Here is a 12,325-nt window from a genome sequence, read left to right on the forward strand (position 1 = left end):
ATATGACTGCTTATTGTTAAATTAAGCTATAGAGTTATTAACATCACTAAGCACTTTTACAGGATTATCTGCTTGAGTAATCGGTCTGCCTATAACTAAATAGTCACTTCCTGAATCTATAGCTTGCTTAGGTGTCATTATACGCTTTTGATCACCCGCATCACTCCCTTCAGGGCGTATACCAGGCGTAACAAGCTTAAAGCTATCACCTAACTCTGTTTTTAAAGCTTTTGCTTCTTGTGCAGAACACACAACACCATCAAGCCCAGCTTCCTTTGCAAGCTTAGCTAAATAAATAACTTGCTCTTGAGCTGATTTATCAACACCTAAACGCTTAAGCTCTGTTTCATCCATACTTGTTAACACAGTAACAGCGATAAGTAATGGCGCTTTGTCACCAAATTTCTCTAGAGCCGATTTAGCTTTGCTCATCATTTCAAAGCCACCAGATGCATGAACGTTTACCATCCACACCCCCATTTTAGCAGCTGCAGTAACCGCTTTAGCTACTGTATTAGGAATATCATGAAACTTTAAATCTAAGAAAACATCAAAACCTAAATCAATTAACTCTTTAACAAATGCAGGTCCAAAATAGGTAAACATTTCTTTGCCGACCTTGAGACGGCAAGTATCAGGAGAAAGTTGTTTAACAAAGTTTAAAGCAACTTCTTGATCATCGTAATCTAATGCAATAAGAATTTTTTTTGAGTGTTCGAAAGACATAACTATCCTAGTGAATGGCAGTAAAGTTATAAATTATGGGGTTATTAAAATCCGTCTAAGCCTCGACTTGGAACAATGGTTTCCCAGTGCTTACAAGAAGGGCAGTTCCAATATATGGTGTAGCTTGTAAAACCACAATGCTGGCATTGGAAATCTGGTTTTGTAGCAATATAAGAGGTTACAAGCTTATCAATTTCGTTAAGTACTTCTTTAGTATTTTTATTTTGGTCACCCATTAATTGCAGTAAAAAACTAAAACCACGAATAGTAGGTTGACGTTTTAAGCTATCAGTTAAAAATTCAAAGGCTTGCTTGGTGTGACCTTGCTCAAGTAATGCTTGGCAATGCTTTATTTTAATTAATACTCCGCCCTTCTCTAACAAGTCACTGACTAACTCGTGAAATTGATGCGTCAAATTCAATTGTTTATAACTATGTGCCAGCTCATCAATAAACAACGGAGCAAACAAGGTAAATTGAGAGACAAGTTCACGCCAGTAATAAATAGCTTTAACGTAATCTTCTTTTGCGTAAGCAACTAACCCTAACTCGTAAAGCGGACGCACGGCTTTATAATTTAAGCTAATCGCTTTTCTCATTAGTTGGGGTGTATTGTCACTTAAAGCTGACTCACAATAAAAATTAGCAATTGCTTTAAATTGCTGTTCTTTTGAAAATAGTTCGCTATGGGCTTCAAACATGTTGATGCCTTTTTCCCACTCACGGGTTTGCGAATATAAAGTGATAATAGGGTCCAGCGCTTCTACATGCCCTGCTTTAACTAGCCAAACTAAGTGCTCTTCCGCACTATCTAGTAGTCCGGCCATTATATAATCTTCGGCTAGTTCTAAACGGCTAGTTGCAGCTTGTTGTTCATTTAAGCTTGGGTGTTTTAATAGAAGTTCGTGAATTTTTATTGCGCGGTCTAATTCACCTCTACGGCGAAACATGGTGGCAAGTGTAGAATAGTGTTCAACAGAGTCGGCTGAAACTTCAAGTAAGTTGATTAAATGCTCTAAGCCTTGATCTTCTTCTCTATCGAGTAGAAATTTTAAGCCTTTGCTATATTCAGAAGTGATCTGACGATTAAGTTGATGAGCTTGGTTTTTAGCACTGTTTTTACCCATAATCCAACCGTAACCAGCGGCAACAGGTAATAGTAAAAACAAAAGCTCAATCATAGTTAGGTGTCTTTATTCGCGGCAAGCTTTTTTTTATCTTTTTCAGGCGCTAATTGCTTTTTTAAGCGGTAGTTTTGCCACTTTAATTGCGAAAACAATTTAAAGCTAATAAAACAACCAATCAAAACACCTAATAAAAAGCAGATACTTATTATTACAGCTAAAGGTAGTGTATTACTGGCTATAATGTAATTTACTTGTACTAACTGTGGGTTTTGTGACCCTAATACAAATGCACTGATAAGGCATAGTGCAACCAGAATAATTTTTAATACCTTGAACAAGTAACTACTCCACTAAGTTAACTAGGCAATGCTTTCATTCACGCGGTCGCGTAATTCTTTGCCTGGTTTAAAATGAGGTACATGCTTTCCTTCAAGCTCAACTGTATCGCCAGTCTTAGGATTACGACCTGTGCGAGGAGCGCGGAAATGCAAAGAGAAACTACCAAAACCTCTGATCTCAATACGATCTGAAGTAGATAATGAGCCGGCCATTTGTTCAAGAATTTCTTTTACAGCATTCTCAACATCTTTCACTGGAACGTGTGCGTGTTGTTCCGCAAGTATTTCTATCAATTCTGACTTAGTCATAGCGTTTCCTTAAAAAGAGATATAGGAAGGGCAAAAAATGCCCTTCCAACTAAAAACTAATTATATATTAGTCTTTTTGTGCATTTGCGAAAGCAGCTGCCATTGCGTTTTCAAACACTGGCTCTTCTTTCTTAAGCTTCTCTAGTACTTCTTTCTCTTCAGCTTCGAAAAGAGCTTTTACAGATAAGCTTAAAGTGCGGTTCTTACGATCAACACCAACGTATTTAACTTCAATCTCGTCGCCTACAGAAACAACAGTAGTTGCATCTTCAACACGCTCTTGAGCGATATCAGCTACACGGATGTAACCTTCAACGCCTTCGATAAGTTCAACAGTTGCGCCTTTCGCATCAACTTCAGTCACTTTACCTTTAACAATAGCACCTTTTTTGTTTGCATCAAGGTAGTTATTGAATGGGTCAGCTTCGATTTGCTTAACACCTAGAGAGATACGTTCACGCTCTGGGTCAACTTGCAATACGATAGCAGTGATTTCGTCGCCTTTCTTGAATTCACGTACAGCTTCTTCGCCAGGTGTATTCCAAGAAATGTCTGAAAGGTGTACAAGACCGTCAATACCACCGTCAAGACCGATAAAGATACCGAAGTCAGTGATTGATTTGATCTTACCAGTAACTTGATCGCCTTTGTTTTGTAGACGAGCAAATTCCTGCCAAGGATTAGCAATACATTGCTTAAGACCAAGAGAAATACGACGACGTTCTTCGTCAATTTCTAAAACCATAACTTCAACAGTGTCGCCAAGGCTTACAACTTTTGAAGGATGGATGTTCTTGTTAGTCCAATCCATTTCAGAAACGTGTACTAAACCTTCAACGCCTTCTTCGATTTCCACGAAACAGCCGTAATCTGTAAGGTTAGTAACACGACCAGAAAGTTTAGAACCTTCTGGGTAACGACCAGCGATAGCTGCCCATGGATCTTCACCAAGCTGTTTAAGGCCTAGAGAAACACGAGTTTTATCTTTGTCGAATTTTAGAACTTTAACTGCGATTTCGTCGCCAACATTAACGATTTCTGAAGGGTGCTTAACACGCTTCCAAGCCATATCAGTAATGTGTAGTAGACCATCAACACCACCAAGGTCAACGAATGCACCGTAGTCAGTAAGGTTCTTAACGATACCTTTAACTTCTTGGCCTTCAACAAGGTTAGCAAGAAGCTCTTCACGTTCTTGTGAGTTTTCAGATTCGATAACTGCACGACGTGAAACAACAACGTTGTTACGTTTTTGGTCAAGCTTGATTACTTTAAATTCAAGCTCTTTGCCTTCAAGGTGAGTTGTGTCACGTACCGGACGAACATCAACAAGTGAACCAGGTAGGAAAGCACGGATTGAATCAACTTCAACTGTGAAACCGCCTTTAACTTTACCGTTGATAACACCAGTAACAGTCTCTTGCTCTTCACATGCTTTCTCAAGACGGATCCATGCTTCGTGACGCTTAGCTTTCTCACGAGAAAGGATAGTTTCACCGAAACCGTCTTCAATTGCATCTAGTGCAACATCTACTTCGTCGCCTACAGCAACTTCTAGTTCACCAGCAGCATTTTTGAACTGCTCTGCAGGGATAGCACTTTCTGATTTAAGACCAGCATCTACAAGTACAATGTTATTCTCGATAGAGATTACTGTACCTTTAACGATAGAGCCTTGCTCTGCTTCAAAACCCTTTAAGCTTTCTTCAAATAACTGCGCAAAATTTTCTGACATACGAATATACGTCTCATATATTAATACCAATAAGCAACCATGCTGCATGGGGTTGTTAAAATAGCACTGGCATCCTGCTGGCGCATAAAATGTGTTTAGCTTCGTTTAGGAAGCTTACCTTCAGAGATAGCAATATCCAATAAAGTTATTACCTTATCAAACACTTGCTGTGCATTAAGATCGCTAGTATCGATCTCAATAGCATCCTCTGCAGGTACAAGCGGAGCAACGGTGCGATTCATATCGCGCTCGTCACGAGCTTGAATGTCCTGTAATAGACCACTTAGTGTAACATCAAGGCCGCGCGTATTCAACTCAACAAAGCGTCTACGAGCACGCTCTTCTGCACTGGCTGTTAAATATATTTTTAACGGCGCATCTTGAAAAACCACAGTGCCCATATCACGGCCATCGGCAATTAAGCCATTTTCAGTGCGAAATGCACGCTGGCGACGTAATAACGCTTCACGAACGCGAGGTAATGCTGCAACTTTTGAAGCCGCAGCGCCTACTTCTTCATTACGAATAGTAGTGGTTACATCTTCGCCTTCTAAAATAACTTTTCCTGCATTAGTTTGGCTATCTACCAAAAACTGCACATCTAAATTTGCAGCAAGCGGGACAAGCCCTTCTTCATTGTCTAATGCAATTTGGTGATGAAGTGCAGCTAAAGATAAAACACGATAAATCGCACCGCTATCTAATACATCCCACCCTAACTTGTCGGCTAACAAGCGACAAACAGTTCCTTTACCTGAACCACTTGGGCCATCAACGGTGATCACGGGCATTAATAACGCCTGCATTTAAAACCTCCTGCAATGCACACCTAAATAAACCGCGACATTATACGTCAGTTATTAAAATATATCTGCTATTAGTGTGTAACTTTTGTAATTACTTCTAATTAGCTTATTCACTGACTGACGCTAAAACATTGAAAAATGTAGGAAATGTTTTATAGGTACACTTTGGATCATTAATTGTTATTGGCTTTCCACCAACAGCAACCATTGCAAAACACATGGCTATACGGTGATCGTCGTAAGTATCAACAGTAACATCATTAAATGTTTCAGGTGGGGTGATCTCTATAAAATCTTCACCTTCTACAACCTGTGCGCCTACTTTACGAAGCTCAGTTGCCATTGCATATAAACGGTCTGTCTCTTTTACTCGCCAGTTATAAATGTTACGAATGGCTGTTGGGCCTTTGGCAAAAAGAGCAACAGTTGCAAGAGTCATGGCTGCATCAGGAATTGCATTGGCGTCAATATCCACGCCTTTTAGTTCGCCTTTGCGAACAACTAAACGCTCATCATACCAATCAATTTTTGCGCCTACTTGCTCCATTACTTTGGCAAAGCCTATATCACCTTGCACCGATTTGGCACCCACGCCCTTAATTTCAATCTCACCCCCTGCAATTGCAGCCGCAGCAACAAAGTAAGAGGCAGAAGATGCATCGCCTTCAACCATTATGCGATCTAATGATTGATACTGTTGACCACCTTTAACTTTAAAAGTTGCATAATCAATGTGCTCAACATTAACTCCAAAACGTGCCATTACATCAAGTGTAATATCAATATAAGGTTTAGAGACTAAAGTACCTTTAATAGTTATTGTTGTATCACCGTTAAATAATGGCGCTGCCATTAATAGAGCGGTTAAAAATTGACTTGAAATACTGCCGTCAATTTCAACCTCACCGCCTTTTATTTGGCCACCGACAATTTTAAGTGGTGGGTAGTCTTTGTGCTTTGTATAAGTAACATCACCACCCAATGCTTGCAGCGCGTCAACCAAGTGCCCTATCGGGCGCTCTTCCATACGTGGCTCGCCTATTAGCTCGAATTCACCAGCAACGCCAGCAAGTACTGCCGTTAAAGGTCTATAAGCAGTACCCGCATTACCTAAAAACAATGGCTCAGTCGGTGTATTAAACACACCACTAACACCCTCTACGGTGGCTACAGTGCGGTCATCATTTAAAGTTACATTTACACCTAATAACTTTAAGGCGCCCAGCATATGGCGTATATCGTCACTATCAAGTAAGTTTTCTACAACGGTAGTACCGCTTGCAAGTGCTGCTAATAATAAAATTCTGTTCGATAGACTCTTTGAACCTGGTAGGGTTACTGTGCCATTTACTCTAGAAATAGGTTCTAAACGAAGCTGCTCCATTAGCTGTGCTCCTTTGCAAAAGCAGCCATAAAGTCTACAAGTGCTTGAACACCTTCAATAGGCATTGCGTTATAAATACTTGCGCGCATACCGCCCACAATTCTGTGGCCTTCAAGAGCGAGTAACCCTGCATCTTTAGACTGAGCAACAAACTTATCATTTAAGCTTTCATCGTTAAGCCAAAACGGAACATTCATACGTGAACGGCAATGTTTAGCTACTTTATTGGTATAAAAGCTCGATTCATCAATAAAGTCATAAAGTAGCTGCGCTTTAGCAATATTTTGAACTTCCATCGCTTTTACGCCACCATTACTTTCAAGCCATTGAAATACTTCAGCAGCTAAATACCAAGCAAATGTGGGAGGAGTGTTAAACATGCTGCCTTGTTTTGCTTCTAATGCGTAATCTAAAATGCCTGGCTTAGGTAAGCCTTCACGCTCAAGTAATGTTTTACGAACAATAACGATTGATATGCCCGACGGGCCGATATTTTTTTGCGCACCAGCGTAAATTAAATCAAATTTATTAACGTCTATTTCGCGTGATAAAATAGTTGACGACATATCAGCAACGATCGGTGCAGTTGGGTGGCTTGGTACATCAAAAATTTCTAAGCCGTCAACCGTTTCGTTAGGGCAATAGTGAATGTAAGATGCATCTTCTGGTAACACCCAATCAGCAACCTGTTTAATAGAAAACTCGCCATTGGCATCATTACGCACATCAATAGAGGTTGCTTGAGTAAACTTGTTGGCCTCGTCTGTTGCACTTTTTGACCACACGCCGTTTTCGCAATAAACCGCAGCTTTGCCTTCTTGGTGTAAATTTAATGGCACAGCACTAAACTGACCACGACCACCACCATGCATAAACAGCACTTCAAATTCATCACTGATATTCATTAGGCGACGAAGGCTGGCTTCACATTTAGCTGTAAGGGCTAAAAACTCTTTGCTACGATGGCTTATTTCCATCACAGACACACCTAAATCTTGCCAATCTAGAAACTCTTTTTGTGCTTTTTTCATAACCGCTTGCGGAAGCATAGCTGGCCCCGCACAAAAATTATATTTACTCATTACCTTTGCCTCATTCCAGTAATTTAACTACTAAGCATGAATGCTCAATACCCACCCACTAAACCTTTGAGTTTTAGTGAATGAATATAACTTCACACCCTATTAATTTTTTTCAACAACATTAAAAAAAGCGGCCAAGGCCGCTTTTTCAATATCAATTATTCTGAAGGAGGATTATCATCCGCTACTTCATCAATAACCGTATCTACAGTTTCAACGTCTTCAATATCAATCAAGTCACTTTCTGTAACTTCAATCTCTTCTATACGTTGTAAACCAACTACTTGCTCTTCGTCAATAGTTCTGATCAAAATAACACCTTGGGTGTTACGTCCAACCGTAGAAACTTCATTAACGCGAGTACGTACTAAGGTACCACGATTTGAAATAATCATGATTTCGTCGTTATCATCAACTTGTACAGCGCCAACAACAGCACCGTTACGCTCACTCACCTTGATAGATACAACACCCTGTGTTGCACGGCTCTTAGATGGGTAATCTTCTAGTTGTGTACGCTTACCGTAACCATTTTCAGTTACCGTTAAAATAGCACCGTCAGTTTTTGGTACAATTAACGATACTACGCGTTGATCATCGGCCATTTTAATACCACGAACACCTGTAGCGGTACGACCCATTGGGCGAACGCCTTTGAAACGAATCTCAGGGTTACCTTCTTCGTCTAATACTGGGTTACCGTTTTCATCAACAACTGTTGTTTCTTCAGCTTCTTTAAAGCGTACAACTTTACCTGCATCAGTGAACAACATAATTTCGTTGCTACCATCGGTAATGTCAACCCCAATCAGGCTATCGCCATCATTTAAGTTAACAGCAATAATACCGCTTGCACGTTGACGACTGTAAGCCGTTAATGGTGTTTTCTTAACTGTACCAAATGCTGTTGCCATAAAGATGTATTTATCTTCTGCGTACTCGCGTACTGGCAATATAGCAGTAATACGTTCATCAGCTTCAAGTGGTAACAAGTTAACAATTGGCTTACCGCGCGCTGCACGACTCGCTAGTGGTAACTGATATACTTTAAGCCAATATAAACGACCGGCCGTAGAGAAACACAATATAGTATCGTGTGTATTTGCAACTAATAGACGTTCGATGAAATCTTCATCTTTCATCTTCGTTGCTGACTTACCTTTACCACCACGACGCTGTGCTTCGTAATCAGACAATGCTTGATACTTCACATAACCTTCGTGAGAAAGCGTTACTACTACGTTTTCTTCGGTAATTAAGTCTTCAAGGCTGATATCGTGAGCAGCTGCATTAATTTCAGTGCGACGCTCATCACCATATTGCTCTTTAATTTCAACTAGCTCGTCACGTATAACTTCCATTAAACGCTCAGGAGTTGCCAAAATATAAAGTAGTTCAGCAATTAGTTCTAATAACGCTTGGTATTCGGTCAAGATTTTTTCGTGTTCAAGACCTGTTAGCTTATGTAAACGCAAATCAAGAATTGCTTGAGCTTGTTGCTCAGAGATATAATATTGACCATCGCGAATACCAAGTTCGCTTGCTAACCAATCTGGACGAGCAACATTGTCTTCACCTGCTTTTTCAAGCATACCTTGTACATTACCTAATTCCCACGGACGCGCTGTTAAAGCAATTTTAGCTTCAGCAGGTGTAGGGGATTTACGAATAAGTTCGATAATTGGGTCAATGTTCGCAAGTGCAATCGCTAAGCCTTCAAGCGTGTGTGCACGGTCACGGGCTTTGCGTAAATCAAATACTGTACGACGAGTTACTACTTCACGACGGTGAATAATAAACTCTTCTAACATTTCTTTTAAATTGAAACATTTAGGTTGGTTATTAATTAGCGCAACCATATTCATACCAAACACAGTTTGTAACTGAGTTTGTGAATACAAGTTGTTTAAAATAACTTCGCCTACGTCACCACGTTTGATTTCAATAACGATACGCATACCGTCTTTATCTGATTCATCACGTAGCGCACTAATACCTTCAATTTTCTTATCTTTAACCAGCTCAGCAATTTTTTCAATTAAACGAGCTTTATTAACTTGATAAGGAATTTCGTGAACGATGATTGTTTCACGGCCTGTTTTTTCATCGGTTTCGATGTCGGCGCGTGCACGCATGTACACTTTACCACGGCCAGTTAAGTAGGCTTGTTCAATACCCTTCTTACCGTTGATAATTGCAGCCGTTGGGAAATCAGGACCAGGAATATAATCCATTAACTCTAAAATAGTTAAATCTGGATTTTGAATAAGTGCCAAACAACCATTTACAACTTCAGTTAAGTTATGTGGTGGTATATTTGTAGCCATACCTACTGCAATACCTGACGAACCATTCACTAATAAATTAGGAACTTTCGTTGGTAAAACATCAGGGATGAACTCAGTGCCATCGTAGTTAGGAACGAAATCAACCGTTTCTTTTTCAAGATCGGCTAATAACTCATGCGACATTTTAGCCATACGTACTTCTGTATAACGCATTGCCGCTGCTGAATCACCATCAACCGAACCGAAGTTACCTTGGCCATCTACTAGCATATAACGCAGTGAGAATGGCTGAGCCATACGAACTATCGTGTCATAAACTGCACTGTCGCCGTGTGGGTGGTATTTACCGATTACGTCACCGACCACACGGGCCGATTTTTTGTAAGGCTTGTTCCAGTCATTACTAAGCTCGTTCATTGCAAACAAAACGCGGCGATGAACAGGTTTTAAGCCGTCACGTACGTCTGGTAATGCACGTCCTACAATTACGCTCATTGCGTAATCTAAGTAGGAGTTTTTTAACTCGTCTTCAATATTGACTGGCAGAATTTCATTGGCGAGATCAGTCATTTGATATCACATTCCTTCAGTATCAGCTCTCAACAACCCGGTATTGGGTATTAAGAGTATTGTTATTATTTCTAACAGCCATGCTATCACAATTAATTTTAATTTACAGGCGCAAAACTTTGCGATTTATCAATTTAGCCCTATATAATGGCCTCAGATTGACGAGGAAGTATTTTATGACCGAACATCAAAATGTAGATCACGCAGAAATAGCAAAATTTGAAGCCATCGCCGAGCGTTGGTGGGACCTAGACGGAGAATTCAAACCTCTTCACGAAATTAACCCGTTACGTTTAGACTTTATAGCAAACAAAACGCAAGGCTTATTCGATAAAGAAACACTCGATGTTGGCTGTGGTGGCGGTATTTTAAGCCAAAGCATGGCGCGCATGGGCGCAAAAGTAACTGGCATCGATATGGGGCAAGAGCCTTTAACTGTTGCTAAGTTGCACAGTTTAGAAACTGGCGTAAATGTAGATTACATAAAAATACCGGCAGAAGAGTTTGCTTCGCAAAACCCAGAGCGCTTTGATGTAATAACCTGTATGGAAATGCTTGAGCACGTACCCGACCCAGCTTCTATCATTCATGCTGTAGCTGCACTTGCCAAACCAGGCGCGGATGTGTTTTTTTCAACCCTTAACAAAACACCTAAAGCATATCTATACGCGATTGTTGGCGCTGAAAAACTTTTAAAAATGGTACCTGAAGGTACACACGACCATAAAAAGTTTATAAAACCTGCGCAGCTTATTGCATGGGCAGAGCAAGCCGGTTTAAAAGTTCGTGCAAGTACAGGGCTTTCTTATAACCCACTATCAAAGCAATATACACTCAATAGTGACGTTAGCGTAAATTACATACTTTATTTTGAGAAGTTAGCTTAATGGCTAACTCTCAAGCCCCCCACCCCCTTATAGAGTACGATGCATTTTTATTTGATTTAGACGGCACCCTACTCGACACCGCTGATGATTTAGGTGCCGCTTTAAACGCAGTCCTTATTAGCAATGAAATAGAACCTGTTAGTAGTGATATATACCGTCCTGCGGCATCTAACGGCGCAGGCGCATTATTAGAGGCTGGTTTTAAAGAATTATGGGACAAACAACACCAAAGCGAGCTTATAAAGCAATTAGTTAACGAGTACGCTGCAAACATAGCAAAACACACGCATTGCTTCAGCGGAGTTGAATCGTTACTTATCGGCCTTGATCAGAAAAAGATCAAATGGGGGATCATGACTAACAAGCCTGGCTTTTTAACCGATCCTTTAGTGGCAGCTATTCCCGCATTAAAAAATGCCAGTGTAGTAATAAGTGGCGACACCTTAACTGAAGCTAAGCCATCACCTTTACCACTGCTACATTGTGCAAAGCTTATGCAAGTAGAACCAAGCCGTTGTTTATACATTGGTGATGCACAGCGAGACATACAAGCAGGCAAAGCGGCAGGTATGCATACCGCAACGGCACTTTGGGGTTACATCCCAAGTAAAGATGAAGCGATAGCTTGGAAAGCCAATTTTAACTGGCAAAGCCCAATTGATGGTTTTAACCATATATAGTGCCATGTTAATTAATAAACACTATATATTGTGATTTCATTAGTTTTCACGCAAAGTTTGCTGATAAAAAAAGCAGTCAGAATTTATTTTTAAAATGCGTAAATTTAGCAGAATTTAGTTTACTTTTTGAACGCCTTTGGTTGAGTGGTCGTTTAAGTGTGAGCGTCTACTAACACAAATACGCTATACCGAAGTTATCCACAAATAGGGGCAATTATGTCCCTTGCAAAACAACTCAGACCACATTAGAGTTTTATTAACACTTTGATGGGATTGATATTTCAATTAAGTGGAGGGGCTAACATCATACTCAAATTTTGAATATGATGTTAGCAAAGACACTTGCTCGAGTTTTAAGAAAGTGCCCAAGTTTGGAAGTTTGAGCGTAACTTA

Annotated in this window: 11 protein-coding genes; 2 read left to right on the top strand and 9 right to left on the bottom strand. The window is 40.2% G+C overall.

Annotation, left to right across the window (positions count from 1 at the left end; genetic code table 11):
* Window positions 1-21: 21 nt before the first annotated feature.
* From pyrF to gyrA, 9 genes are all read right to left on the bottom strand, one after another.
* On the bottom strand, window positions 22-726 hold the full coding sequence (pyrF, locus tag H5092_RS06545; RefSeq protein WP_149602755.1) for an orotidine-5'-phosphate decarboxylase: 705 nt from the start codon (window positions 724-726) through the stop codon (window positions 22-24).
* A 44-nt stretch (window positions 727-770) separates the two neighbouring features.
* Window positions 771-1,907, bottom strand: a complete 1,137-nt coding sequence (gene lapB / locus H5092_RS06550) for a lipopolysaccharide assembly protein LapB (protein WP_002961182.1) — start codon at window positions 1,905-1,907, stop codon at window positions 771-773.
* Window positions 1,908-1,909: 2 nt separating this feature from the next.
* Window positions 1,910-2,191: a lipopolysaccharide assembly protein LapA domain-containing protein gene (locus H5092_RS06555; RefSeq protein WP_039489780.1), complete on the bottom strand. Its 282-nt coding sequence runs from the start codon at window positions 2,189-2,191 to the stop codon at window positions 1,910-1,912.
* 21 nt (window positions 2,192-2,212) lie between these two features.
* A complete protein-coding gene (gene ihfB / locus H5092_RS06560; RefSeq protein WP_002961178.1) occupies window positions 2,213-2,500 on the bottom strand; it encodes an integration host factor subunit beta in 288 nt (95 codons plus the stop codon).
* Between the two features lie 67 nt (window positions 2,501-2,567).
* Window positions 2,568-4,235 carry a 30S ribosomal protein S1 gene (gene rpsA / locus H5092_RS06565; protein WP_002961176.1) on the bottom strand — a complete coding sequence of 556 codons (1,668 nt, stop codon included), beginning with the start codon at window positions 4,233-4,235 and terminating at the stop codon, window positions 2,568-2,570.
* 95 nt (window positions 4,236-4,330) lie between these two features.
* Window positions 4,331-5,041: a (d)CMP kinase gene (gene cmk, locus H5092_RS06570; RefSeq protein WP_154903185.1), complete on the bottom strand. Its 711-nt coding sequence runs from the start codon at window positions 5,039-5,041 to the stop codon at window positions 4,331-4,333.
* Between the two features lie 106 nt (window positions 5,042-5,147).
* Complete coding sequence (gene aroA / locus H5092_RS06575) at window positions 5,148-6,425, bottom strand: 3-phosphoshikimate 1-carboxyvinyltransferase (protein ID WP_182733171.1); 1,278 nt, start codon at window positions 6,423-6,425, stop codon at window positions 5,148-5,150.
* Window positions 6,425-7,507, bottom strand: coding sequence for a 3-phosphoserine/phosphohydroxythreonine transaminase (serC, locus tag H5092_RS06580; protein WP_024595544.1), 1,083 nt, complete (start codon window positions 7,505-7,507; stop codon window positions 6,425-6,427). Before serC ends, aroA begins: the two co-directional genes overlap by 1 nt.
* 158 nt (window positions 7,508-7,665) lie before the next feature.
* The gene (gene gyrA / locus H5092_RS06585) at window positions 7,666-10,365 is read right to left on the bottom strand and encodes a DNA topoisomerase (ATP-hydrolyzing) subunit A (protein ID WP_002961163.1); all 2,700 of its coding nucleotides are present in this window, start codon (window positions 10,363-10,365) and stop codon (window positions 7,666-7,668) included.
* Between the two features lie 176 nt (window positions 10,366-10,541).
* Here gyrA and ubiG point away from each other — a divergent pair, with 176 nt between their 5' ends.
* Both ubiG and H5092_RS06595 read left to right on the top strand, forming a co-directional pair.
* Window positions 10,542-11,252 carry a bifunctional 2-polyprenyl-6-hydroxyphenol methylase/3-demethylubiquinol 3-O-methyltransferase UbiG gene (gene ubiG / locus H5092_RS06590; protein WP_024600254.1) on the top strand — a complete coding sequence of 237 codons (711 nt, stop codon included), beginning with the start codon at window positions 10,542-10,544 and terminating at the stop codon, window positions 11,250-11,252.
* Complete coding sequence (locus H5092_RS06595; RefSeq protein ID WP_182733172.1) at window positions 11,252-11,932, top strand: HAD family hydrolase; 681 nt, start codon at window positions 11,252-11,254, stop codon at window positions 11,930-11,932. The genes ubiG and H5092_RS06595 overlap by 1 nt, the downstream gene beginning before the upstream one ends.
* The last annotated feature ends 393 nt before the right edge of the window (window positions 11,933-12,325 follow it).

The organism is Pseudoalteromonas sp. SR41-7, assembly GCF_014163935.1.
GTDB classification, from domain to species: domain Bacteria; phylum Pseudomonadota; class Gammaproteobacteria; order Enterobacterales; family Alteromonadaceae; genus Pseudoalteromonas; species Pseudoalteromonas distincta.